Source organism: Plantibacter sp. Mn2098 (assembly GCF_049319745.1).
Taxonomy (GTDB): domain Bacteria; phylum Actinomycetota; class Actinomycetes; order Actinomycetales; family Microbacteriaceae; genus Plantibacter.
Map to the genome: position 1 here is coordinate 91983 of NZ_JBMOUH010000008.1, position 23891 is coordinate 115873.

A 23891-nucleotide genomic window follows, 5' to 3' on the forward strand; every position below is an offset into this window, starting at 1 on the left:
TCCTCCCGCAACGGCGGCGAATACGGGCACGTACCAGTGCAGCAGTGCGAAGGAGAAGCCGACCAGCACGCCACAACCGAGAAACGTCGCAAGAGCAATCGCTGCGGCAGGCAAGGCCTCTGTCACGAGAATTCGAGGGACGCTCACGCGATGGTCTCCAGCGGCATCTCGGCGACGATCACTCGAACCTTGAGCGATGCGATTGTCATCAGAGCTCCTTCCTGGCTATGCCAGCGGGCCGGTTCGCTTCATTGCGATACCAGAGGACCCTGTCATCATGATCCTACTTAAGCTTCATATATTCAAGATATGCATTTATGAAGCGCGATTTGGCGCGAGTCTCGCGGGTGTTCAGTTCAGGTGGATGGTGGCCGCCAACAATCAGAAAGCCCCGGACCTGTAGGCCCGGGGCTTTCACCTGATCTGAATCAAGAAGTGGAGCGGATGACGGGAATCGAACCCGCGCTATCAGCTTGGGAAGCTGAAGTTCTACCATTGAACTACATCCGCGTGGTCTGCATCCCTTGAAAAGACGGGGATGTAGGGGTGAAGCCTGTTCTCGATCTGGACTAAACTCGCTGTTTTCGTTCAGAACATCGAACAGTTTCAGGATAGCAGTGACATCAGGCTCGCGGGGGCGGGGTGCGTCCGATAGAGAGTCGGCGGCGGGAACGCGCCCTCGGGCGATGCGCTCCGCACCAAGTCGCGTTCATCGACTTTGGGAAAGCTGCACGGGAAGTAGCTCGGACTCGAGAGTGATCGCCTCGGTCTTCGATTCGCGATCCGGTTCGCCGTCTGTGTCGCGATCGAAGAGGATCACTCGGTTCATGCGCTGAGACTCGTACTTGCCTGCATTGTCGTCTCGGTCCCCGCGGTGGCGGTTCGAGTGGGGTGCAGTCGGGCACTGTGATGCGCCGTTCGAGCGCCGGGAATGATACTGGTCGAACACCCGAGTTTGCTATGGTGCGACTCCCGCGAGTCCTCAGTCAGTTTCACTGTCTTGCATCAAGACGCCGTCAATTCCGGCGTTGCTATTCGCGCACGTGTTGCATGCATTCAACCGTGCGCGCAGTCCTCAGATGTTCCTACATACGAGTATCACGACGTTCTGCCACGATTCGATTCGGGGTCGCTGCGCCGCCGCAACTAGCCGGTTCGGGCGCGTGGCATTGGCTCCGTTCGTGTCGTCGCAGTCGCGGCGGTTTCCGTTCAGTGAGGGGCAGCATATTGAAACCTGATTCGTCCAATTCCCCGTTGCGGGAGGTGAAAGACGGAACGTTCACAAGGCGATCGCTGATGGTACTCGCAGGGGTCGGAGTCGTTGCTGCATCGGTTCCTCTCGGTGCAGTAGCCGCCAACGCAGCTCCGCGGAGCGCCTCAACGGTCACAGCCGAGGCTCGCGCATACATCGGGGCGAAGCTCGCCGGCAGTCCATGGCAGTCCTATTTCGGGGGGCTGTCGACAGACTGGTGCGCGATGTTCGTCAGTTGGTTGATCCGAGACCAGAACGGCCCGAAATCCGCGTCTTCGACGGCCATCTACGACTTCTACAACGCTCGAGGAAGAACCGGCTCAATTCCCACTCCCGGTGCCCTGATCTTCTATTCGGACAATGGCACTCGAAATGGGATATTCCACATCGGAATCGTCGAGAACGTGTCCGGCGGAGTCGCGTCAACGATCGAGGGGAACACCCCAGGGGCGCTTCCCTACACCCAGACGTACGTGAAGGCCTATGGGCAGCCATGGAGTTCGTCGATCCTCTACGCCTACCCGGACTATTCCGGTTCAACTTCACCAAACCAACCACTACCCAAGGGAGAGCAAGACGTGCAGTACTGGAAGTATCAGGGCAACGGAATGATCGCAGCCGTCGATAACGTGCGCATGGAGTACCGGTTCCTCGGGCGGTCCGAAGTGATGGTCGTCGAGAATCTCGTAGCCGCAGGGCTGACGCAGGTTTCGACGTTCTCGGATCCTGCCTGGTCGGGAACTCTGGGCACGTTCCGTGAGATCAAGGCGCCATCGGCTGGCTAGTTCACGGTTCTGCAGCGCCCCACCGAATCCGGTCACTTCTGGACCCGGTGGGGCGCTTCCGTGTGACGAGAGATGCGCCCCGAGGCTGGTTCGGCGGTCCGAGTCGTGAGTTAGGTGCACTTCCAACGGATCGCTTTGACTGCGAGGCGCATCATGGCGCTCGGGATCGCGCGGGGCGAACCCAGCCTCACCTGACAGACGCTTGTGCACGAGGGGCTGTCGTTGTTCAACCCGATCTGGGAGAGGACGACGTTGATGGTCTCTCCGACCCAGTTCTCGACGAGGTCGCAGCTAGCCCACTGTCAGAGCATCGCCTGCAGGTGGTTCAGTAGCGTCTGTTCGACACCGTTCGGCGCCGCCGGGTTCGGCTTGCGTCGGAAGTGTCCCAGATACCGGTAGACGCTCATGGATCCGCCGGCAATTCCGGGGTAGTCGCTGTCGATCCCTGCAGCATAGCCGGTCTGAGCGAGCAACTCATCGGAGGGTATGTAGGCCGGTACCTCATTTGAGTAGGCGTTGAACCAGAGTCGTTGGCTGCCGCCGTATACGTTTCGCAGGTACCTTGCGTAGCCGGATACCACTTCACCGCCGCAGAATACGATTTTGAGGCCGGATAGACCGCCGATTGTCCACACCTGCGTTGGCAGGCTGACTGAGGTTGCGAACGAGTTCGTGTCGATTTCGCTGACCATTGTCGCAGCGTGTCGTCGTTGGAACCCCAGCGCAGCTGTGTTGTTCGCCCTCGCCTGAAATGCTGCGCGGACGGCGGCCAGGTTGGTGGGAGTGTTGGTGATGTCTAAGGGAAGAGCTACGGTGCTGTAGGAAGTCGCGATGTTCCCGGTGACGTTTCGGCCAGGTGTGCCAATTGCTGCAGCTACGGTGAGGCCGAGGTCCTTGCCGTGTGCGTCTGCGGTTGCGACGTTGCGGTTGCCTATCGGGTCTTGGTCGCCGGCGGGTCCGAGCATGAATTGCGCGAAGGCGCCTGCAAATGCGCCTTCGATCTCCTTGATGGCCTGTGCGGGGTAGTCAGGGTCGAAGAGAGTCAACGAGCTTGCCGCTACTGGGTGAGATCCGTAGCTGAACAGGACGGCGCGGGGGGTTCCAGTTTCATCGCGAGCGACCAAGACCGGCACGTCGCGTTCGTTGTTGGCGGGCGCATTTGCGAGCACAGGTTCACGGTTGTAGGCGAAGTTCTCGTCCAGGACGTAGTAGTCGAGCGAGCAGGTTGTGCGTGGAGCGGCGAGAACAGATTGCACAAGGCCGACGAGCTTCGTCACGAGCGCATTCGAAAACGCGGTCACGGCGGTCAGATTCGTCATGTTGTAAGAAATGTATGGGTCGAGTTTCTCAGTGAGGACTGGCCCGTTGTGAGTGTGCGTTGCTGTGAGAACGAAGTCTGAACCTGTGACCCCCAGCGCAATGACGGCACTTCGGATCTGCTGGTGCATTGTGGGGCCGAAACCGAGGACGTCGGCCGTGAGGATGACGTTGGGGTAGCCGTTGTCCCAGATGATCGTGCAGCGTGCGCGAAGCGGTTCGTTCGTGCCGGTGGCCAGGCGCGGGGCATTGGTTCCGTAGCCGGCCATTGGGTAGCCAATCGGAGGAGTGATGTCGATGCTGCCGGTGGACACCTGCGTGGGGACAGCTGCGGCAGCGCTTTCTGGGATTGGCACTTTTGATGCTGACGTGAGGACGAGGGCGCCAGCGCCCGCGATCAGTGTTCGGCGAGTGACTGACATGTGATTCCCCCTCAGAAGGCCGTGAGGCACCATCGGTCAACCTGACCACCGTTTCGCCTCGCCGGCTCAGCTAAAGGTACTGGCCCGGTCGGTCGTCTGACTATAGGGAAACGCCAATATGCCATACCGTTCATCGCAGTGGCTGTTCTCCGCCTCTCCGCAGAGCAGCAGTGCGTGCGGGACGAGTGCGTCAGACCTGCCGGCAAGATTGCAGCGGAGGGATACCGCATCCTGTCCACATACCCGATTTGATGAAGCAGCGAATCGCGCGGTATGTACCGGAGGGCCGCCCTTCCGGGCCGGATTCTGCAACGTGTCGCTGACACGAATTCGGAGGATGATCGCCGAATGAAGATCAAGCGCCAGAATCCCGGCGCGTGGTAGGTGCCACCGATCAACCGAACCCGGTCCCGGCGTCGCTCCGAGGCTCTGATTGTGCTCTACCGGTTGCGGTTGGCAGCAAGCGGTCCTCTAACCAGCGCATTGTCGATGAGTGCGCCGCTGTGCCCGTTACACTTGCACCGTGCTGCTCTCGGACCGTGACATCAAAGCCGAACTCGACGCAGGCCGCATCGGCCTCGACCCCTACGCGCCGGAGATGATCCAGCCATCGTCCATCGACGTCAGGCTCGACCGCTTCTTCCGTCTGTTCGACAACCACAAGTACCCCTACATCGACCCGGCGGAGGACCAGCCGGAGCTCACGCGCCTCATCGAGACGCCGGCCGACGAGTCGTTCATCCTGCACCCGGGCGAGTTCGTCCTGGGAGCCACGTATGAGCAGGTCTCACTGCCGGACGACATCGCGGCGCGCCTCGAGGGCAAGAGTTCGCTCGGTCGCCTCGGTCTGTTGACGCACTCGACGGCCGGATTCATCGACCCCGGTTTCACCGGTCACGTCACCCTCGAGCTCAGCAACGTCGCGACGCTGCCCATCAAGCTGTGGCCGGGCATGAAGATCGGCCAGCTGTGCTTCTTCCGCCTGTCGACACCCGCGGACAAACCATACGGTTCAAGCGAGTACAGTTCCAGATATCAGGGACAGCGTGGACCCACAGCCTCCCGTTCGTTCCTCAACTTCCACCGGACCGACGTCGGCGAGACCGAAGCGGGACGCTCGGGCAGCTGAGTCCCGTCGTTTCGATCGGCGGCGGGCCAGTCTGAAAGGATCCGCCATGACCGACTCGACCGGACCCCGTCCGACCGCCGCATCGACCGGACCCGACTTCGCCGCCGCCATCGTCGCCGACGGCCCCACAGCAGCACACCCGCGTCGGATGGCCGGATTCGGCCGCTTCGTCGGCACGTGGGACGTGCATTCGAGCCGTCTGGATGAGACGAGCGGCGACTGGATCGAATCCGACTTCACGTGGATCGTGTCCTACATCCTCGACGGGATGGCCGTGCAGGACGTCGCCGTCGTCGCGAGCGAGAGCGCACCGTCCGGGTACGAGACGATCTCCACGACCATCCGCGTCTACGACCGCATGGTCGGCGCCTGGCGGGTGAGCTACGTGGAGCCGAAGCGCGGCGAGTACTGCCAGCTCGTCGCCACGCCGCATCGCTCAGACGGCATCCGCCAGGACGGCACGCGCAACGACGACAAGCTCATCCGCTGGAACTTCTCCGACATCACCGCGGACACCTACCGATGGGAGAGCTGGGTCTCCGACGACGAGGGCTCCACCTGGTGGCTCCAAGAGCACAACGAGGGCCGTCGCACCTCCTAGCCGCCCACGCCTCAGCCCGCGAGGGGTCGCAATTGGTGGGTGCTAGACACCTCGGACTAGCCGTATGCGACCCCTCGCGGGCTGCCGATGCGGGATAGCAGTTCGGCGAGGACTGTCTGGTCGGCGGGGGAGAGGTCGGCGAGGAGCCGACGTTCCGTCGCCAGGTGGTCGGGCAGGGCCTGCTCGACCAGGCGTCGGCCCGCCTCCGCAAGGGCAACGACGGTGCCACGGCCGTCGGTTTCGCTCCGACGGCGCACCACGAGACCGGCGTCCTCGAGTTTGTTGACGCGCTGCGCGATGGCGCTCGACGTCACCATGGCCGACGCCGACAACGCCTTGGGCGACAGTTCGTGCGGTGCGCCGGAGCGGAGGAGGGTGGCGAGCACGTCGAACGATGCCGCATCCAGCCCGTTCGCCGCGAAGGTGTCGGCCAGTTCGGCTTCCACGATGCTCGCAGCGCGGGTCAACCGGCCGATGACGGCCATCGGCGACACATCGAGGTCCGGTCGTTCCCTCGCCCACTGGGCGAGTATCTCCTCGACGCCGCTCACCGCATCACTCATGCATCCATCGTAGCAATTGCCTAAGCACTGAGCTATTATCGCTAAGTGCTTAGCAATATGACTCGAACCATTCTCATCACTGCGATCGCCCCGCTCAGCTGGGGGACGACCTACCTCGTCACGAGCGAACTGCTTCCACCCGGTCGCCCGCTCCTCGCGGCCGTCCTTCGCGCACTGCCCGCCGGCCTGCTCTTGCTCGCGATCACCCGCACCCTGCCCCGTGGAGCGTGGTGGTGGAAGTCCGCCGTCCTCGGCGCCCTCAACATCGGCGTGTTCTTCGCCCTCCTGTTCATCGCCGCCTATCGGCTCCCCGGTGGCGTCGCCGCGACGATGGGGGCGATCCAACCGCTCGTCGTCGCGCTGCTCGCGAGTCGCCTCGTCGGTGAGGCGATCACGCTCAGGCGCATCATCGCCGGGGTCGCCGGCATCGGCGGTGTGGCGCTGCTGGTCCTGCAGGCGCAGGCGCGGCTCGACGTGATCGGCGTCATCGCCGCGCTGGGCGGCACCGTGTCGATGGCGTTGGGAGCCGTGCTCAGCAAGCGATGGGGCCGGCCGGCGTCCGGATTGGCGGTCACCTCGTGGCAGCTCATCGCCGGCGGGGTGGTCCTCGTCCCCGTCCTCCTGCTCGTCGAGGGGTTGCCGACCGAGCCGCCGACGACCACCAACCTCCTCGGCTATGCGTATCTGACACTCGTCGGGACGGCACTCGCGTATGCACTCTGGTTCCGGGGGATCGAGCGCCTGCCCGTCACCTCCGTGTCGTTCCTCGGGCTGTTGAGCCCGGTCGTCGCGGTGCTCGTCGGGTTCATCGTCCTGCACCAGACGCTCAGCATCGGTCAGCTGGTGGGCGTCGTGGTGGTGCTCGGGGCGCTGGCGGTCGTGTTCGCGGCCCGGCCGGTCCTGTCCTCCTCTGCCGAGGGGTCGCAATCTGTGGGTGCGCGACGTTGACACCCGCACTTTGCGACCCCTCGGCAGAGGGAAAGCGGGAGCCGGCCGTCGAGACGCGTCGGCGCGCGAGTGTGTCGTGTGCACACACGCTGCACGGCAGAAGGAGAACTGCGCGAGGGAAGGCCGTTGTGCGCAGAAACGTCCTTCTGCGGCGCGGTTTACCTGCTGTCGCGCGGCGTCGAGGCGGTGTCGGCGCCGGCAGCGGCCTCGCCGACAGCGGCCTCGCCGGCAGCGGCCTCGCCGGCAGCGGCCTCGCCGGCAACGGGAGCAGAGGCAGCGCGCAGCGCGCCCGCGAGCAACGGCAGCTGCAACGTCAACCACGGACTGAACGCGAATGGCGTCCGCTCCACCGATTCGAGCAGCACGGCGGGGTCGACCCAGGCCCACTCGGCCACCTCGTCCGGGTTCGGCGTCGGCTGGTCGTCGGTGTAGGCGATCGACACGGGGCAGATCTCGTACTCCACGATGCCCGAGGCGTCGACTGCGCGATAGCGGAAGTCCGGCAGAGCGACATCGACCCGCGTGACGGAGATCCCGAGTTCCGTCTCCGCACGGCGGTGCAGCGCGTCCGACTGGCTCTCGCCCGGCCCAGGGTGGCCGCAGAACGAGTTGGTCCAGACACCGGGCCACGCGCGCTTCGACAGCGCGCGGCGGGTGACGAGCAGTCGTCCGTCCGGCCCGAGGACGTGGCAGGAGAACGCGAGGTGGAGTGGCGTCTCGGTGGTGTGGACCAGCGACTTGGCGGCGGTCCCGATCGGCGCTCCATCCTCGTCGAGGAGGACCACGAGCTCTTCGGCGACCGACATTCCCCCATTCTTGCCGACAGACGTTCGAAAGCGAAATAGCAAGCTGGCTTACTCATCGGACACTCGTGGGCTAGCCTCGGAACATGGACACCCATCAACTCGTCGATGTGCCCTACCGCCGGCAGCGTCAGGTGGAAGAAGCCCTGCAGCGGTTCCTCGAGCTGGCCAAGTCGCAGGCCACCGGGTTCGGCGCGGGCTACCTCAAGTTGTGGGAGACCATCGAGCGGAACATGGCCGGTGGGAAGCAGTTTCGCCCCCGTATGGTGATGACGGCGTACGAGGCGCTCGGCGGCGATGACATCGTCGCCGCCGCTCATGTCGCCGCCGCGTACGAGATGCTGCACACCGCACTCATCGTGCACGACGACGTGATCGACCGCGACTTCGTCCGTCGTGGTGGCCCCAACGTGTCGGGCAGTTATCGCGATCTCGCGCGCACCGCCGGCATCCCGCTGCCGCTCGCGGAGCACCGGGGGATGTCGGTCGCCGTCATCGCGGGCGACCTCGCGCTGTCGGCCGCGTACCGCCTGATCGACCGTGCCGGTTCCGCGGACGCCGTGCGTTCGCACCTGCGGGAGATCCTCGATGACGCCGTGTCGGCATCGGCCGCCGGTGAGTTGGCCGATGTGGACTTCACGGTCGGGGACCGCCAGCCGAGTGTCGAGGAGATCATCGACATGGAGCGGCTGAAGACGGCGTTCTACTCGTTCGAAGCCCCGCTGCAGTCCGGCGCCGTGCTGGCCGGGGCGTCGCAGGCGACGGTCGATGCGCTCGCCGAGTTCGGCAAGAACATCGGCATCGCGTATCAGATCGTCGACGACGTGCTCGGGGTGTTCGGCGATGAGCGGGCGACGGGTAAGACGACGATCGGCGATCTGCGCGAGGGCAAGCTCACGGTGATGGTGGCGTACGCGGCCGACCGCGAAGAGTGGATCGACGTCGCCGGGCTGTTCGGCGACCCAGACCTCGACGATGCTGGGGCCGAGCGGATCAGGGAGGCGCTCGTCAGCTCCGGTGCGAAGCGGTACGCCCAGTCGCTCGCGGATGACTTCGCTAATCGCGCCTGGGAGCAACTCGCGGCGGCATCCGTCCCCGAGGCGCTTCGCGACGAACTGCGACCGTTTGTGGCCGCCGTCCTCGAACGGGCCCGATGAACGCGCAACGCCCCCGCGCGTCCGCCGATGCCGCCACCACGGCCGAGACGACGGGTCGGAAGCTCTACGACCGGGTCGCCCAGGAGACGGCCAGCATCGTCATCCGCCGGTACTCGACGTCGTTCGGTCTTGCGGCCAGGCTCCTCGGTGCACCGGTCAGACAGGACGTCGAGAACGTCTACGCGCTCGTCCGTGTCGCAGACGAGGTGGTCGACGGTGTCGCGGCCGATGCCGGACTGGCAGAGGCCGAAGTCCTGCACACGCTCGATGAACTCGAACGTGAGACCGAGCGCGCGATGGCGTCGGGCTACAGCAGCAACCTCGTGGTGCACGCGTTCGCGATCTCTGCCCGCTCGGCCGGCATCGACGTCGACCTCACGAGGCCCTTCTTCGCTTCGATGCGCGCGGATCTGACTCAGACAGAGCACACGCCGGAGAGCTTCCGCGAGTACGTCTACGGCTCGGCGGAGGTCGTCGGACTGATGTGCCTGCGCATATTCCTGCGTGGGCATGTCTTCAGTCCCCAGCAGCATGAGGCGTTCATCGCGGGTGCGCGGAGCCTCGGTTCCGCGTTCCAGAAGGTCAATTTCCTGCGCGACCTCTCCGCAGACCACGACCTCCTCGGGCGCAGCTACTTCCCCGGCGTCTCGGTCGACGACCTCACCGATGCGCAGAAGGACGAGCTGCTCGACGACATCGACGAGGACCTCGCCCGATCTGCAGCTGTGCTGCGCCTGCTTCCGACATCGAGCAGGCGCGCCGTCGCTCTGGCTCAGGGCCTGTTCACCGAGCTCGCGGCGCGGGTTCGGGCGACGCCGGCCAGTGCGCTCGTGCACACACGTGTGCGAGTGCCGGATCCCGTGAAGCTGCGGATCGCCGCGGGGGTGGTGGCCGGTCGGCTGCCCCACACACGACCACACCAGGAAGACGCCACGTGAACGCTCCACGCACCATCGTCATCGGCGGCGGGATCAGCGGACTCGCGACGGCCGCCCTCCTCGCACGCGACGGCCAGCAGGTCACGCTCATCGAGAAGCGAGATGTGCTCGGCGGTCGTGCCGGCGTGTGGGAAGCGGATGGCTTCACCTTCGACACCGGGCCCAGCTGGTATCTCATGCCGGAGGTCTTCGACCACTTCTACCGGCTGCTCGGCACCTCGTCGGCCGAACAGCTCGACCTCGGCCGCCTCGACCCCGCGTACCGGGTGTACTCGGAGGGGGAGGACGCGCCGTTGGACCTCGCGGCGAACCGCGCCGACAACATCGCGCTGTTCGAGACCGTCGAGGCCGGTGCTGGTGCTCGGATGGACGAGTACCTGCGGTCGGCACGCGAGACGTACGACATCGCGATCCGGACCTTCCTCTACACGACGTTCCAGTCGTATCGGACGCTCGTCACACCGGAGGTGCTCGCGCGCACGCCGAAGCTCGTGAGTCTGCTGCGGGAGGATCTCGACAGTTTCGCGGCGAAGACCGTGAGTGATCCGCGGCTCCGTCAGATCCTCGGCTACCCGGCCGTGTTCCTCGGGTCATCGCCGTATGCCGCGCCGAGCATGTACCACCTGATGAGCTACCTGGACCTCGAAGACGGGGTGCTGTATCCGCAGGGCGGGTTCACGCGGATCATCGAGACGATCGCCGATCTGGCAAGAGCAGAGGGCGTCGAGATCATCACCGGTGCTGAGGCGCTCGGGATCACGACCGTCCCGGGGCGCGGCGGCTCGGGCGATGCGGCTGGAGGCAGGAACGGCGGCGGCAGACGGCGAGGCCGGGGCGCCCGCGTCGCCGGTGTCGCGTATCGCGGCGCCGACGGCAAGCGGCGACTGCTCCGAGCCGACCGGGTGGTTTCCGCGGCGGACCTCCACCACACCGAGACGACACTCCTGCCGCCGGAGTTGCAGACCTACCCGGAGTCGTACTGGGAGCAGCGGACGGCTGGTCCGGGCGCGGTGCTCGTGATGCTCGGCGTCCGCGGCGATCTGCCGGAGCTGCTGCACCACAGCCTCTTCTTCACCGCGGACTGGCACGACAACTTCGGGCGCATCTTCGGCGAGGAGCCGAGCGTCCCCGACCCGGCATCGCTCTACGTGTGCAAGCCGAGTGCGAGCGACGCCGGCGTCGCCCCCGACGGTCACGAGAACCTCTTCATCCTCGTCCCGGTCCCGGCCGACCCGGGGATCGGTGGCGGCGGGGACGAACGTGTGCGCGCCATCGGTGATGCCGCGATCGAGCAGATCGCCGCCTGGGCTGGGATCCCGGATCTTGCAGAGCGTATCGTGGTGCGACGCGATGTCGGTCCCGCCGACTTCCAGCGCGACCTCAACGTCTGGAAGGGCACCGCCCTCGGGCCGGCGCACATCCTCTCGCAGAGCGCGATGTTCCGCGCGCGCAACGTGAGCACGAAGGTGGACGGCCTGTACTACACGGGCGGCTCGACGACCCCGGGGATCGGGCTGCCGATGTGCCTCATCAGCGCCGAGCTCGTCGTCAAGCGCATGCGCGGCGACGTGAGCACCGGACCGATGGCGGAGCCGCTGCGACCAGCGGGTGCGGGCGCCGACGCCTGATGGGTGTGCTCTACCTCCTCGCGCTGCTCGTGTCGTTGACCGGGATGGTGGTCCTCGATCGCCGATTCCGCCTGTTCTTCTGGGACGATGCTCGGCGTGCGGCGATCATCCTGCCCGTCGGAATCCTGTTCTTCCTCGTCTGGGATCTGTTCGGCATCGGACTCGGGATCTTCTTCCGCGGTGAGACGGCGTTTATGACGGGGGTGCAGGTCGCACACGAACTGCCGGTGGAGGAGGTCTTCTTCCTCGCGCTGCTCGGCTATGTCACCATGAACGTGTTCGGGGCGGTGCGTCGGGTGGTGGAACGCGGCGCAGCCCGCGCAGCGGCCGGGGCGGCGTCTGCAACTCGCCGCGAGGCCGGTCCGGGGGCGCGCGATCGGCACATCGACGGGGAGGGAGCCGAGTGACGTACTGGGCGCTCAATGCGTGGTTCCTGGCGGTCGTCGGCGTCGTCGGCGTGCTCGCCCTCGTGCGGTTGGTGCGGGACGGGCGGGATGGGCGGGGTGCGCAGCGCGCGCCGGACGGACGGCCAGAACGGGACGGGCGGCGCGGGCGCCGCGGTCGCACCGTCGGCCCCTGGCTCCTCGCCGTCGGCGTCACCCTCATCGTCCTCCTGGTGATGACGGCCGTCTTCGACAACGTCATGATCGGTGTTGGGCTCGTCGGTTACGACCCGGCGCTCATCTCCGGAGCGAAGATCGGCATCGCACCGCTCGAGGACTTCGCGTACGCGATCGCCGCGGTCGTGCTGCTGCCGTCGCTGTGGGTGTTGCTGGCGCGGCGGACGCCTCCGACACCCGTCTCGCCTGCGAACGAGGGGCCCGCATCGTGAACCGTCTCGGACAGCTCGTCCTCTCATCGCGCCCGCTGTCGTGGGTGAACACGGCGTATCCGTTCGCGGCCGCCTACCTGCTGACCACGCGTGAACTCGACCTCACGTTCTGGGTCGGCACGCTGTACTTCCTGATCCCGTACAACCTCGCGATGTACGGCATCAACGACGTGTTCGACTACGAATCCGACCTCCGCAACCCGCGCAAGGGCGGCGTCGAGGGCGCCGTGCTCGACCGTGGGATGCACCGGCTCACCATCTGGGCCGCCGTCCTGACGAACATTCCGTTCGTGGCATATCTTGTGGTCGTCGGGTCGCCGTTGTCGTGGATCGTGCTCGCCGTGAGCGTCTTCGCGGTCATCGCGTACAGTGCGCCGAAGCTGCGATTCAAAGAGCGGCCGTTCATCGATTCGCTCACGTCGAGCACACACTTCGTGAGCCCGGCGGTGTACGGACTCGTGTTGGCAGGTGCGGTGTTCACCCCCGCGCTGTGGGCGTTGCTCGTCGGGTACTTCCTGTGGGGCGTCGCGAGTCACGCGTTCGGCGCGGTGCAGGACATCATCGCGGATCGTGAGGGTGGCATCGGCTCGATCGCGACGGTGATCGGTGCGCGGGCGACCGTCCGGTTCGCGTTCATCGCGTACCTCGCCGGCGGTGCGTTGATGCTCGTGCTGCCGTGGCCGGGCCCGCTCGCGGCGGTGCTCGCGTTGCCGTACGCGGCGAGCATCCTGCCGTTCTGGAACCTCGCCGACGCCGATGCGGAGCGCGCGAACGCCGGCTGGAAGCGTTTCCTGCGCCTCAACTTCCTGACCGGCTTCCTGGTGACCCTGCTGCTGATCTGGACCGTCCTCCTCCCAGCCACCTAGCCGTCGGCCGGCAGCTCGCGAGCTGGCAGTCGTGGCCGGTTTGGCATGCCCGAAACCAGCCACGAGTGACAGTTCGCGAGCAGGGGAGGAAAGGGACCCTCGTATCATGGGCTGGCAGGGTGAGGAGGGGACCATGGCGAAACCGCCGACCGTTTACGACGTCGCAACACGCGCCGAGGTCTCGATCGCGACCGTCTCACGAGTCTTCAGCAGCCCGGACACCGTGCGCGAAGCGACGAAAGCCAGGGTGCTCGCCGCCGTCCACGAACTCGGATACGTCGCAAGCGGCAACGCCCGCGGCCTCGCGACCAGACGCACCGGCGTCCTCGGCCTCTTCTTCCCCGGTCTCGACGCGATGGACGAACTCCGTGGCCGCACCGACTTCCTGATGCACGATGTCGCGGCGGCGACCGATCGCGATGACGGCGGACGCGACACCGATGCTCCGAGCGAACCCGACTCCGTCTCCACGCCCCTCCCGCGCGCGACCGTCATCCGAGACATCCCGGCCCGCACCGACACCCGCGCCCTCAACCTGTATCTTGACGAGGTGCTGCGCGGCAGCGAACTTGAAGCCTGGCTGAGCGGCCGGGTCCTGCTCGTCGGAGTGGGCCGGGGTGTGACCTCGGGTCAGACGGTGCTGGAGATGGCCGGCCGGGTCGACGGGCTCATCGTCCTCGCCGGGAGCGCCACCGAGGAGGACCTCGCCCAGCTGGCCCGCCGCATCCCGATCGTGGTGATGGCCGGTCCTCCCCGAGGTGACGATTTCGACCACGTCTCGGTCAGCAACGAGGAGGGGATGGGGGCACTCACCGGCCATCTCCTCGACGACCTCGGGGTGACCGACATCGTGTACCTCGCCGGCAGCGTCGAATCGCCGGACGACCACGAACGCTGGACCGGATTCAGGCGGGCGCTGCGTGAGCGCGGGATCACCCCGCCCGATGAGCCCTGGCGTCGCAGCGACTTCACCAGGGAGGGCGGCCGGGCGGCCGGTCGTGTCCTGCTGGCCGCCGACCGACTGCCGCGAGCGATCGTCTGCGCCAATGACCAGATGGCGCTCGGGGTGATCGACGCCGCACGGATCGCCGGGGTCGACGTGCCGGGCGAGCTCATCGTGACCGGGTTCGACGGGATCGATGCCGGAGGGCTGTCGACACCGCGGCTCACGACGGTGAGCCAACCGATGGAGGCGCTCGGTCGGGCGGCCGTGCAGGTGCTCGTGCGTCGCCTCGAGGACCCGGAGCGCGCATCGATGTCGGTGCGGCTGCCGGTCGAGGTGCTGCTGCGGGAGAGTTCCGAGCCCGCCTGAGTCACGCGCGCATGCGCATCGCACCGCTCATCCGCGCCACGACCCCACGCCACCGACAATCGTGAGCGCGGGTCTGCGCCGCGAGCGCTACCCCGGTACAACCCGCGCTCGCGGCGCCGGGTGGCGCGTGCGCGAGCGCATCGCGCTGCACGCAACCCCTCCACACCGGGTTGCAGAAACGAAATGTATGCGCTTACACTCGGGGAGACAAGCAAGGACGGTAGCGATGACGCACACCAAGCGCTCCAGACGGAGACGGCTCGCAGCCCTCGCGACGATCGCAGTGACTGCACTCCTCGTCTCGGGCTGCAGCATCCAGATCAAGAGCGAGCAGGACCCCTCGATCCCCGCAGACACCATGCTGCTGGCGGCCGACAAGGGCACACCGATGCTCGAACGGAACTTCAACCCGTACCTCGTGAACAAGCGGGTCGCGGCGAGCTACATGTATGAACCGCTCACGGTCATCAACGTGCTCGACGGCACGCAGACCATGTGGCTCGCGAAGGACGTGGCACTTCCCGACGCGCAGACGATCGACTACACGATCCGCGACGGCGTCACCTGGACGGACGGCAAGCCGTTCACCCCGAAGGACGTCGTCTTCACCTTCGACCTGATCAAGAAGTTCCCGACGCTCGACGTCAAGGGCGCCTGGTCGCACATCGACACGATCGAGACCAAGGGCGATCACGTCATCTTCCACCTGAAGACGGCCGACGTCCCGGCCGCGGACATCATCTCGCAGACGCTGATGGTCCCTGAGCACATCTGGAAGGACGTCAAGAGTCCTGACACCTGGCGGAACCCGGACCCGATCGGCACCGGCCCGTTCACGCTCGGCAACTTCTCCTCGCAGCAGTACACGATGGACAAGAACGAGGACTACTGGCAGGCCGACAAGGTCGAGGTCAAGCACCTCGTGCTCCCGGCCGCGACGAGCGACCTCGACATCGTGACCAAGGGCTTCGACTGGGCCTACGCGTTTATGAGCAACGTCGACGGCACGTGGGTGGCGGCCAACGATTACAACAAGTACTGGTTCCCGCCGGGCGGCGTCATCAGCCTCGTCCCCAACTTCGACGTCGCTCCGTTCGACAACGTCGACGTCCGCCGCGGCATCGCGCTGGCCCTCGACCGCGACAAGATCGCCGACGCCGCAACGGAGGGCTACCTCGGTGCTGCCGGCCAGACCGGACTGATGCTGCCGAACCAGCAGGCGCTCCTCGACCCCACGATCCCGAACCAGGGCGTCATCACGAAGGACACCGATGCGGCCCTCGCCGCATTCGCGAAGGCCGGATACACCCAGCAGGGCGGCAAGCTCGTGGACGCCGCCGGCAAGCAGTTCACCTTCTCGATCACCACCGCGAACGGGTATGCCGACTGGCTCCGCGCCGTGCAGGAGGTCCGCAAGGAACTCGGCGACCTCGGCATCGACGTCACCATCAAGCAGCCGCAGCCGCCCGGATACCAGCAGGCCATCCAGAACGGCGACTTCCAGGTCGCGATGGGCGGCATGGGTGGCGGCATCGTCTTCCAGGCCTACGACAACGGCTTCAACAGCGCCTACGCGAAGCCCGTCGGGGAGCAGACGTCGAGCAACTTCGGCCGCTTCAAGAACCCGGACATGGACTCGCTCCTCCAGGAGTACAAGTCGACGACCGATGCCGCCGGCCGGGAGCAGATCGGCCACCAGATGCAGAACATCGTTTACAACGACCTCCCCGTGATCGGCCTGTACTACGGCGGGCTCTGGGGGCTCTACAACGACAAGAAGTTCACGGGGTGGCCGGACGCCAAGGACCCGTACGCCCCGCTGCAGACCTATGACCAGACGCCGCTTCTCGTGTTCACGCACCTGAAGCTGCGTGCTTCGACAAGCTCAGCAACCGGTTCGGAATCGGCCACCGACACGTCCCGCACCACCGGAGGGAACTAGACCCATGGCCTACGCACTCCGCAAACTCGGGCTGTTCGTCCTCACCCTGTGGGCGGCCGTCACGCTGAACTTCCTCCTGCCTCGGCTCATGCCCGGCTCCCCGACCGATGCCGCGATCGCGAAGCTCGCGCAGAACGGCCCGGTCTCGGCGGCGACACGAGCCGCGATCGAAGCCCAGCTCGGCGTCCCGAACGGCAACATCTGGGAGCAGTACGTCACGTACCTGCACCAGGTGGTCACGTTCGACTTCGGCGTCTCGTACACCTTCTATCCGCAGTCGGTGTCGGAACTCATCTGGCAGGCGTTCCCGTACACGATCGTGCTCCTCGGCATCGTGACGATCGTCGCCTTCATCCTCGGCACCCTGATCGGTGTGCTCGCGGCGTGGAAGCGGAACACCTGGCTCGATGCGCTCCCCACGCTGACGGGCACGTTCGCGAGCACGTTCCCGTACTTCTGGACGGCGCTCCTCCTGCTCTTCTTCGCCGGGTACGTCGCCCACTGGTTCCCGACATCTGGCGCCTTCGGTCCGACGGCGAGCCCGGCGTTCACGTGGGACTTCATCGTCGACGTCGCGTATCACGCGGTGCTGCCGGCCCTCACGATCCTCGTCACCTCCCTCGGCGGCTGGATCCTCGGCATGCGCAACGCGATGATCAACACGCTCGGCGACGACTACGTGACCTTCGCAGAGGCGAACGGCCTGCGCGGCCGCACGGTCGCGATGAAGTACGCGGCCCGCAACGCGATCCTCCCGAACCTCACCGGCTTCGGACTGGCGCTCGGTGGCGTGGTCGGCGGTTCGATCCTGGTGGAGCAGGTGTTCGGGTACCCGGGCATCGGGTTCCTCCTCTTCAACGCGGTCATCGGTCAGGACTACCCGCTCATGCAGGCGCTGTTCCTGCTCATCACGGTGAGTGTGCTGATCGCCAACTTCCTCGTCGACATTCTGTACGGCGTACTCGACCCAAGGACACGACGATGACGACGACCCAGCATGTGAAAGCAGTCCGGTCGGACGCGGCGAAGCCGCCCCGCAAGCTCGCCTTCGTCGGGCGTGCGGCGGCGACGCTGTGGGCCAACTGGAAGTCGAGGCTCGGCCTCATCATCCTCGCGTTCTTCGTGCTCGTGGCGATCTTCGCACCGCTGCTGGCACCGTACGGCGCCTCGCAGGACGGGTTCCCGCGGAACGCGGATTCGAGCCCTGAGCACTGGTTCGGGACGACAGCTGCCGGGGAGGACGTCCTCAGCCAGCTCATCTACGGCGCCAGGATCAGCGTCGGCGTCGGTTTCGTCGCCGGCCTGCTGTCCACGATCGTCGCCGTCGTCATCGGTCTCAGCTGGGGCTACATCCGCGGGTTCGGTTCCGAAGTGATCAACTTCTTCGTGAACCTGTTCCTCGTGGTCCCCGGCCTGCCGCTCATGATCGTCATCGCCGCGTACCTGCAGAACGGCGGTCTCCTGATGATCGTCGCGGTGATCGTGATCACCGGCTGGGCGTGGGGTGCACGTGTGCTCCGCAGCCAGACGCAGTCGCTGCGATCCCGTGACTTCGTGACGGCCGCGAGATTCTCGGGCGACCGTCCGTGGCGCATCGTCTTCAACGAGATCCTGCCCAACATGACCTCGCTCATCGCCGGCGGCTTCTTCGGCGCGGCGACCAGCGCGATCCTCGCTGAGGCCGGCCTCGAATTCCTCGGTCTCGGCGACTCCTCGATCGTCAGCTGGGGCACCATCCTCTACTGGGCGCAGAACTCCAACGCACTGCTGACCGGCCAGTGGATCCTCCTGTTCGCCCCCGGTCTCTGCATCGCACTGCTCGCGATGAGCCTCACGCTCGTCAACTTCGGTGTCGACGCCATCAGCAATCCGCGCCTGCGCGAAGGGAAGTCACGATGAACGCCAACCTCCAGGCAGAGGCCGACGGCGGCGCAGCCGGTGCACGGGTCGCGAACGGCGATGCGCTGCTCCAGGTCCGCGACCTGTCGGTCGTGTACGAGTCCGTCGGCGCAGAGCCGGTGCAGGCCGTCGATCACGTGTCGTTCGATGTCGCAGCTGGTGAGTTCATCGGCCTCGTCGGCGAGTCCGGCTCGGGGAAGTCGACCCTCGGCTTCGCCGTCACCCGGCTCCAGAAGCCGCCGGCGCGCACGAACGGCGGGCAGATCCTGTTCGACGGGCTCGACATCCGCGACCTCGACACCGAAGCGCTCCGCCGCCAGCGGCAGGGCGGGTTCGCGATGGTGCTGCAGTCCGGCATGAACGCGCTCAACCCCGTGCGCACGATCCGCAACCACTTCATCGACATCTTCCGCGCCCACGGGCACGTCCAGCGCGACCGGTGGGATGCTCGGATGGCGGAACTCGTGCAGAAGGTCGCGTTGCCCGTCGCCGTGCTCGCCCGCTTCCCCGGGGAACTGTCCGGCGGCATGCGGCAGCGGGTGTCGATTGCGCTCGCGCTGTCGCTCGAACCGCGACTGATGGTGTTCGACGAGCCGACCACGGCCCTCGATGTGCTGGTGCAGCACGACATCATGGACACGATCACGGCGTTGCAGGCGTCCGAGGGGTTCACGGCGATCCTGATCAGCCACGACCTCGGCATCGTGCTCGAAGCGACGCAGCGGGTGCTCGTGATGCACGAGGGACGGATCGTGGAGGATGCGCCGAGCCGCGACATCCTCGAACGCCCGCAGGACGCGTACACGAAGATGCTGCTCAGCCACTACGCGGACCCGCGGGCCGAGGTCGTCGAGCTGCCCGGGTTCCCGGCGAGGCGCCCTTCGACAAGCTCAGGGACCGGTGTTGCAGGCTCAGGGACTGGTGTTGCAGGCTCAGGGACCGGTGTCGGCACGGACGGTGAAGCCCGGTCGCTGAGCTTGTCGAAGCGCCCTTCGACAAGCTCAGGGACCACGGTTTCCGGCTCAGGGACCACGGTCTCCGGCTCGGGGACCGCGGTCGCGGCATCCGCGCGCGAGGGCCGCTCTGCGCAGTCGGCGATTGTCGTCGACGGCGTCTCCAAGATCTACCCGCCTCCGCGCCGCGGCGAGCAGCCGGTGCGCGCCGTGAACGACGTCTCGTTCAGGCTCGAACCGGGTCAGTCGCTTGCGCTCGTCGGCGCATCCGGAAGTGGCAAGTCGACGATCGCGAAGCTCTTCACGGGCGTCGAGAAGCCGACGAGCGGCAGCATCCGCTTCGGGGACCTCGACGTGCCGTCGCTCAAGAGCCGCGGCATCCGGGAACTCCACAAGAACGTGCAGATGGTGTTCCAGGACCCGTATGCGGCGCTCAATCCGCTGCACACGGTCGAGTACACGCTCACGCGGCCCATCGTGAACTTCACCGGGTTGCGGGGCGATGCCGCGCGGGCGCGCATGCTCGAACTCCTGGAGACCGTCGGGCTCAGTCCCGTCGAGCAGTTCGCGGCGAAGCTCCCGCATCAGCTGTCGGGCGGGCAGCGGCAGCGTGTTGTCATCGCCCGTGCGCTCGCGAGCGACCCGCAGGTGCTCATCGCGGATGAGCCGGTGTCGATGCTCGACGTCTCGCTCCGCGCTGGAGTGCTCGCACTGCTCGAAGATCTGCGCGAGCAGTGGGGCGTCTCGATGCTCTACATCACGCACGACCTCCTGTCCGCGCGGCTGGTCACGGACAACATCATGGTGCTGAACGCCGGCACGGTCGTCGAACGCGGGGAGACGGCGCACGTCCTGCAGCACCCGACCGATCCCTACACGATCCGCTTGCTCGACGCCGTCCCGAACCCCGCGAGGGCGAAGGCGGCCGGCCGATGACGTCCGCCCCGGTCCCTGAGCACCCCTCCCCGGTGGTCCCTGAGCACCCGACCCCGGTCCCTGAGCTTGTCGAAGGGTCCTTCGCCACCCGTCGTCACCCGGCCCCGGTCCCTGAGCTTGTCGAAGGGCCCTTCCCCACAATCGACCCGTTCGGCGCCAAACCGGTGCCGGGCGGGGTCGACGTGGTTAGCATCCCCGCGACGGTCGGCACCCTCACCGCGTTCCACGCCGCACCGGCTCGGGGCACGACCCCGCGCGGGACGGTCCTCATCGTCCCCGGGTTCACCGGTTCGAAGGAGGACTTCACCGATTTCCTGCCGCGGCTCTCCGCCGCCGGTTGGGACGCGTGGGCGTACAGCCAGCGTGGGCAGGCGGACTCCGTCGGTCCGGTCGGCCTCGAGCACTACCGGCTGGAGGATTTCGCGGCCGATGCGGTCGAGGTCGCGCAGCTCGTCGGCGGCGGGGCGCCCGTGCACCTGCTCGGGCACAGTTTCGGTGGGGTGGTCGCGCGGGCCGCTGCCATCGCATCGCCGTCGTCCTTCCGGTCGCTCACGATGTTCTGCTCCGGCCCGAGCGGGTGGGAGGGGCGTCATCAGGACACGATCGACACGCTTGAGGCGAGCGGTTCGATCGGGCTCTGGTACCGCGACAACCCGCACACGCTCGGGGTGCCGGACAGCGGCCTGAGCGCTGACGAGGCGTTCGTGCGGTTGCGGGCGGAGCGGACGTCGAGCGACAATCTGCGTTCCGCCGCCGTGATCCTCCGCGACGACCGGGACACGACGGAGCTGTTGCACGCGACCGGGTTGCCGGTGCACGTGGTGCACGGCGAGCACGATGACGCCTGGCCGATCCCGTGGCAGCACTACATGGCGTTGCGGCTGGAGGCGAGGTACTCGGTCATCGCGGGTGCCGCGCATTCGCCCCAGCTGGAGGCCCCGGCTCTCGCGGCCGAAGCCCTCGACGCCTTCTGGGCGTCCGTGCCCCTCGCCCCCGCCGCCCCCTGAGCCTGTCGAAGGGCCCCACTGCACCCCCGGTCCCTGAGCCCGTCGAAGGGCCCACGCCCCGCTGGTCCCTGAGCTTGTCGAAGGGCCCACGACCCCGCACCACACCCCCACTTCGACAAACTCAGCGACCGGACGACCCCGGTCCCTGAGCTTGTCGAAGGGCCAACCCGCACAACGAACAGGAGCAACATCGTGCTGACTTTCCCGGACGGATTCCTCTGGGGCGCCGCCACCGCGGCCCACCAGACCGAGGGCAACAACATCAACAGCAACTGGTGGGTGCACGAGCACGAGGCCGGCACCACCATCGTCGAACCGTCCGGTGACGGCATGGACAGCTATCACCGGTACCGGGAGGACATGCAGCTCCTCGCCGATGCCGGTCTGAACACGTACCGGTTCAGCATCGAGTGGTCGCGTATCGAGCCGGAGCGCGGTTTCGTCTCGCGCGCAGAGGTCGACCACTACCGTCGGATGGTCGACACCGCGCACGAGCTGGGTCTCAATCCGGTCGTGACGCTGATGCACTTCACCGTGCCGCGCTGGTTCGAGCGTGACGGCTTCTGGCGTGCGAAGGACGCTGCCGACCTGTTCGCCCGCTACACCGAACTCGCGCTCCCCGTGGTGTCCGAGGGCGTCGACTACGTGTGCACGATCAACGAGCCGAACATCGCGGCGATGCTGGCGGGCGGCGAGGACGCGTCGAACCTCGTGGCGTTCGGTCTGCCGAACCCGGATCTCGAGGTCGCCGATGCGCTCCTTGAATCCCACAGGCGCTCGCGCGAGGTCCTCTCGCAGGTGTCCGGTCTGAAGACCGGTTGGACGATCGCGACCCAGGCATTCCATTCCACTGGCGAGCCGGGTGCGGACGAGAAGCTGCACGAGTACGGCTACCCGCGCGACGACTGGTACCTGGAGCAGTCCGCGGGCGACGACTTCGTGGGGGTGCAGGCGTACACGCGCACCTTCATCGGCCCGAACGGTCCGCTGCCCGTGTCCGAGGACGTCGAGACGACGCTGACCGGTTGGGAGTTCTTCCCGGAGGCGCTCGCGATGGGCGTCCGCAGTGCGTGGGAGCTGTCCGGCGGTGTGCCGGTGATGGTGACGGAGAACGGCATCGCGACCGCTGACGACACCCGTCGCATCGCGTACACGGACGGCGCCCTGCGCGGTCTGCACGCGGCGATCCAGGACGGTGTGCAGGTGGACGGCTACCTGCACTGGAGTGCACTCGACAACTACGAGTGGGCGAGCGGTTACCGTCCGACGTTCGGTCTCATCGCCGTCGACCGCGAGACGTTCGTGCGCACCCCGAAGCCGAGCCTCGCCTGGCTCGGCACCGTAGCGCAGGCCAACGCCCTCTAACTGGCCCCAACGCCCTAACCCTACCCCAACAAGCCCGCGAACTGTCACTCCTGGCGGTTTACGGTTCGTCAGACCGGCCACTACTGCCAGCCCGCAGCTGTCAGTAGTGGCCGGTCTGACGTCGTCTTACCCGCCAGGAGTGACGGTTCGCGGGCTGATCGAGCTGAACCGAGCCAGGCGGTAGGCTGACGGCGAATGCTCATTCAGTGTTGTGCCTGACCACGACCATCCGCAGCCGTAACCCGTTACGCCGTCCTGGGATGGCGATTCTGTGTGCCCTCCGGCGGAACTCCTGATCGACACGATCGATCGGAGTTCCAGCCGTCGACCCGCACACGATCCCCTCACTGGAGTACACTATGACCCGTTTCCTGATCACCGGCGCAACCGGCAACCTCGGCGCCGCAGCCCTGCACCACCTCCTCGACCGCGTCCCCGCGGACGAGGTGTCCGTCCTCATCCGCGGACCGGAGGACGCTGCCCGTTTCCGCGCCCGCTCCATCGAACCAAGACGCGGCGACTACTCGGATCCGGCCAGCCTTGCCACGGCGTTCTCCGGGGTCGACCGCCTGCTGTTCGTGTCGAGTCCGGTGCTCGATCCGGTGGTCCGGTCGGAGCAGCATCGCGCGGTCGTCGGTGCGGCCATCGCCGCCGGGGTCGAGCACGTCGTCTACACGAGTGCGATGGGCGCGGCCCACGACCCTGGACACAGTGCGGCCGAGACCGCGCTCCGCGAATGGAGCGGCAGCAGCACGGTCCTCCGCAACGGCCTCTACACCGACGCGTTCGTCGCCCGGGCGCTGCAGGATGTCGACACGGCAGGGGTCGTGCGTTCCGCGAGCAATGGTTCGCCCATCGCGACCGCCGCAGTTGCGGACCTCGCCGAGGCGGCAGCCGGTGCGCTCGTCGATCCGCCGTCGCGCCAGCTCTGGGAGCTCCGCGGGCCGGCCTGGACGTTCGACGACCTCGCCGAGGCATGCACGACCCTTCTGGGACGGCCCATCGGGCACGACCTCGTCGACGATGCCTGGACCGGACCCTTCGCGGTCCTGTTCCCGCTCGTGAGGCGGGGCGTCTTCGCTGCTGAGACGGACGATCTCCGGGTGTTGCTCGGGCGTGAACCGTTGTCGATCGGCGATGTCGTGCGTCGTGCGCTGGACGCTCGCGCCGGCTAGGCCGTCCGGCGCCGACTGATCCGCATCCTCCGAGCCGTATAGGAGGAATAGGGGAGGGGGC

20 protein-coding genes, 1 tRNA gene and 1 pseudogene are annotated in these 23891 nt (G+C 66.7%); 18 read left to right on the forward strand and 4 right to left on the reverse strand.

Translation table 11 applies throughout. The annotated features are described in order from the left end of the window. Positions 1-436: 436 nt before the first annotated feature. Positions 437-510 (reverse strand) — tRNA-Gly (locus ACL9RL_RS13445). A gap of 786 nt (positions 511-1296) precedes the next feature. On the opposite strand from ACL9RL_RS13445, the gene ACL9RL_RS13450 reads away from it, so the two are divergent. Beyond that, entirely contained in the window at positions 1297-2037 is a 741-nt protein-coding gene (locus ACL9RL_RS13450; RefSeq protein ID WP_422780776.1) for a CHAP domain-containing protein, read from the forward strand. Positions 2038-2339: 302 nt separating this feature from the next. Here the strand turns inward: ACL9RL_RS13450 and ACL9RL_RS13455 are convergent, their stop codons facing one another. Next, entirely contained in the window at positions 2340-3776 is a 1437-nt protein-coding gene (locus ACL9RL_RS13455) for a hypothetical protein (RefSeq protein WP_422780777.1), read from the reverse strand. 523 nt (positions 3777-4299) lie between these two features. Between ACL9RL_RS13455 and dcd the strand changes: the two genes are divergently transcribed. Both dcd and ACL9RL_RS13465 read left to right on the forward strand, forming a co-directional pair. Further along, the gene (gene dcd / locus ACL9RL_RS13460) at positions 4300-4905 is read left to right on the forward strand and encodes a dCTP deaminase (protein ID WP_422780778.1); all 606 of its coding nucleotides are present in this window, start codon (positions 4300-4302) and stop codon (positions 4903-4905) included. 46 nt (positions 4906-4951) lie between these two features. Continuing rightward, positions 4952-5506, forward strand: a complete 555-nt coding sequence (locus ACL9RL_RS13465; protein ID WP_422780779.1) for a hypothetical protein — start codon at positions 4952-4954, stop codon at positions 5504-5506. A 56-nt stretch (positions 5507-5562) separates the two neighbouring features. Here the strand turns inward: ACL9RL_RS13465 and ACL9RL_RS13470 are convergent, their stop codons facing one another. Continuing rightward, positions 5563-6069 carry a MarR family winged helix-turn-helix transcriptional regulator gene (locus ACL9RL_RS13470; RefSeq protein ID WP_422780780.1) on the reverse strand — a complete coding sequence of 169 codons (507 nt, stop codon included), beginning with the start codon at positions 6067-6069 and terminating at the stop codon, positions 5563-5565. A 57-nt stretch (positions 6070-6126) separates the two neighbouring features. On the opposite strand from ACL9RL_RS13470, the gene ACL9RL_RS13475 reads away from it, so the two are divergent. Then, positions 6127-7017, forward strand: a complete 891-nt coding sequence (locus ACL9RL_RS13475) for an EamA family transporter (RefSeq protein ID WP_422780781.1) — start codon at positions 6127-6129, stop codon at positions 7015-7017. Between the two features lie 284 nt (positions 7018-7301). Here ACL9RL_RS13475 and idi read toward each other — a convergent pair. Then, positions 7302-7823, reverse strand: a pseudogene (gene idi, locus ACL9RL_RS13480) (isopentenyl-diphosphate Delta-isomerase); the annotation flags it as partial. A gap of 83 nt (positions 7824-7906) precedes the next feature. Between idi and ACL9RL_RS13485 the strand changes: the two are divergent. The 14 genes from ACL9RL_RS13485 (at position 7907) to ACL9RL_RS13550 (ending at position 23830) form a co-directional block, all read left to right on the forward strand. After that, positions 7907-8977, forward strand: coding sequence for a polyprenyl synthetase family protein (locus ACL9RL_RS13485; RefSeq protein ID WP_422780782.1), 1071 nt, complete (start codon positions 7907-7909; stop codon positions 8975-8977). Continuing rightward, a complete protein-coding gene (locus ACL9RL_RS13490; protein WP_422780783.1) occupies positions 8974-9915 on the forward strand; it encodes a phytoene/squalene synthase family protein in 942 nt (313 codons plus the stop codon). Before ACL9RL_RS13485 ends, ACL9RL_RS13490 begins: the two co-directional genes overlap by 4 nt. Continuing rightward, complete coding sequence (crtI, locus tag ACL9RL_RS13495) at positions 9912-11543, forward strand: phytoene desaturase family protein (protein WP_422780784.1); 1632 nt, start codon at positions 9912-9914, stop codon at positions 11541-11543. The genes ACL9RL_RS13490 and crtI overlap by 4 nt, the downstream gene beginning before the upstream one ends. Further along, the gene (locus ACL9RL_RS13500) at positions 11543-11950 is read left to right on the forward strand and encodes a lycopene cyclase domain-containing protein (protein ID WP_422780785.1); all 408 of its coding nucleotides are present in this window, start codon (positions 11543-11545) and stop codon (positions 11948-11950) included. The genes crtI and ACL9RL_RS13500 overlap by 1 nt, the downstream gene beginning before the upstream one ends. Then, positions 11947-12375, forward strand: a complete 429-nt coding sequence (locus ACL9RL_RS13505; RefSeq protein WP_422780786.1) for a lycopene cyclase domain-containing protein — start codon at positions 11947-11949, stop codon at positions 12373-12375. The genes ACL9RL_RS13500 and ACL9RL_RS13505 overlap by 4 nt, the downstream gene beginning before the upstream one ends. Next, positions 12372-13241, forward strand: coding sequence for a prenyltransferase (locus tag ACL9RL_RS13510; protein WP_422780787.1), 870 nt, complete (start codon positions 12372-12374; stop codon positions 13239-13241). The genes ACL9RL_RS13505 and ACL9RL_RS13510 overlap by 4 nt, the downstream gene beginning before the upstream one ends. Positions 13242-13374: 133 nt before the next feature. After that, positions 13375-14553: a LacI family DNA-binding transcriptional regulator gene (locus tag ACL9RL_RS13515; protein ID WP_422780788.1), complete on the forward strand. Its 1179-nt coding sequence runs from the start codon at positions 13375-13377 to the stop codon at positions 14551-14553. A gap of 226 nt (positions 14554-14779) precedes the next feature. Further along, positions 14780-16495: an ABC transporter substrate-binding protein gene (locus tag ACL9RL_RS13520; RefSeq protein WP_422780789.1), complete on the forward strand. Its 1716-nt coding sequence runs from the start codon at positions 14780-14782 to the stop codon at positions 16493-16495. A gap of 4 nt (positions 16496-16499) precedes the next feature. Then, a complete protein-coding gene (locus tag ACL9RL_RS13525; RefSeq protein WP_422780790.1) occupies positions 16500-17480 on the forward strand; it encodes an ABC transporter permease in 981 nt (326 codons plus the stop codon). Next, entirely contained in the window at positions 17477-18394 is a 918-nt protein-coding gene (locus ACL9RL_RS13530; protein WP_422780791.1) for an ABC transporter permease, read from the forward strand. The genes ACL9RL_RS13525 and ACL9RL_RS13530 overlap by 4 nt, the downstream gene beginning before the upstream one ends. Next, on the forward strand, positions 18391-20283 hold the full coding sequence (locus ACL9RL_RS13535) for an ABC transporter ATP-binding protein (RefSeq protein ID WP_422780792.1): 1893 nt from the start codon (positions 18391-18393) through the stop codon (positions 20281-20283). Before ACL9RL_RS13530 ends, ACL9RL_RS13535 begins: the two co-directional genes overlap by 4 nt. After that, positions 20280-21290 carry an alpha/beta fold hydrolase gene (locus ACL9RL_RS13540; RefSeq protein ID WP_422780793.1) on the forward strand — a complete coding sequence of 337 codons (1011 nt, stop codon included), beginning with the start codon at positions 20280-20282 and terminating at the stop codon, positions 21288-21290. Before ACL9RL_RS13535 ends, ACL9RL_RS13540 begins: the two co-directional genes overlap by 4 nt. A 192-nt stretch (positions 21291-21482) precedes the next feature. Beyond that, positions 21483-22655 carry a glycoside hydrolase family 1 protein gene (locus ACL9RL_RS13545; RefSeq protein WP_422780794.1) on the forward strand — a complete coding sequence of 391 codons (1173 nt, stop codon included), beginning with the start codon at positions 21483-21485 and terminating at the stop codon, positions 22653-22655. 359 nt (positions 22656-23014) lie between these two features. Continuing rightward, a complete protein-coding gene (locus ACL9RL_RS13550; RefSeq protein ID WP_422780795.1) occupies positions 23015-23830 on the forward strand; it encodes an NAD(P)H-binding protein in 816 nt (271 codons plus the stop codon). The last annotated feature ends 61 nt before the right edge of the window (positions 23831-23891 follow it).

What these genes read in the sequence shown, in the direction of transcription:
- ACL9RL_RS13450 (WP_422780776.1), top strand. Translation starts at nt 1,297, where the DNA reads ATGGTACTCGCAGGGGTCGGAGTCGTTGCTGCATCGGTTCCTCTCGGT.
- ACL9RL_RS13455 (WP_422780777.1), bottom strand. Translation starts at nt 3,776, where the DNA reads ATGTCAGTCACTCGCCGAACACTGATCGCGGGCGCTGGCGCCCTCGTC.
- ACL9RL_RS13465 (WP_422780779.1), top strand. Translation starts at nt 4,952, where the DNA reads ATGACCGACTCGACCGGACCCCGTCCGACCGCCGCATCGACCGGACCC.
- ACL9RL_RS13470 (WP_422780780.1), bottom strand. Translation starts at nt 6,069, where the DNA reads ATGAGTGATGCGGTGAGCGGCGTCGAGGAGATACTCGCCCAGTGGGCG.
- ACL9RL_RS13475 (WP_422780781.1), top strand. Translation starts at nt 6,127, where the DNA reads ATGACTCGAACCATTCTCATCACTGCGATCGCCCCGCTCAGCTGGGGG.
- ACL9RL_RS13485 (WP_422780782.1), top strand. Translation starts at nt 7,907, where the DNA reads ATGGACACCCATCAACTCGTCGATGTGCCCTACCGCCGGCAGCGTCAG.
- ACL9RL_RS13490 (WP_422780783.1), top strand. Translation starts at nt 8,974, where the DNA reads ATGAACGCGCAACGCCCCCGCGCGTCCGCCGATGCCGCCACCACGGCC.
- ACL9RL_RS13500 (WP_422780785.1), top strand. Translation starts at nt 11,543, where the DNA reads ATGGGTGTGCTCTACCTCCTCGCGCTGCTCGTGTCGTTGACCGGGATG.
- ACL9RL_RS13515 (WP_422780788.1), top strand. Translation starts at nt 13,375, where the DNA reads ATGGCGAAACCGCCGACCGTTTACGACGTCGCAACACGCGCCGAGGTC.
- ACL9RL_RS13520 (WP_422780789.1), top strand. Translation starts at nt 14,780, where the DNA reads ATGACGCACACCAAGCGCTCCAGACGGAGACGGCTCGCAGCCCTCGCG.
- ACL9RL_RS13525 (WP_422780790.1), top strand. Translation starts at nt 16,500, where the DNA reads ATGGCCTACGCACTCCGCAAACTCGGGCTGTTCGTCCTCACCCTGTGG.
- ACL9RL_RS13530 (WP_422780791.1), top strand. Translation starts at nt 17,477, where the DNA reads ATGACGACGACCCAGCATGTGAAAGCAGTCCGGTCGGACGCGGCGAAG.
- ACL9RL_RS13535 (WP_422780792.1), top strand. Translation starts at nt 18,391, where the DNA reads ATGAACGCCAACCTCCAGGCAGAGGCCGACGGCGGCGCAGCCGGTGCA.
- ACL9RL_RS13540 (WP_422780793.1), top strand. Translation starts at nt 20,280, where the DNA reads ATGACGTCCGCCCCGGTCCCTGAGCACCCCTCCCCGGTGGTCCCTGAG.
- ACL9RL_RS13550 (WP_422780795.1), top strand. Translation starts at nt 23,015, where the DNA reads ATGACCCGTTTCCTGATCACCGGCGCAACCGGCAACCTCGGCGCCGCA.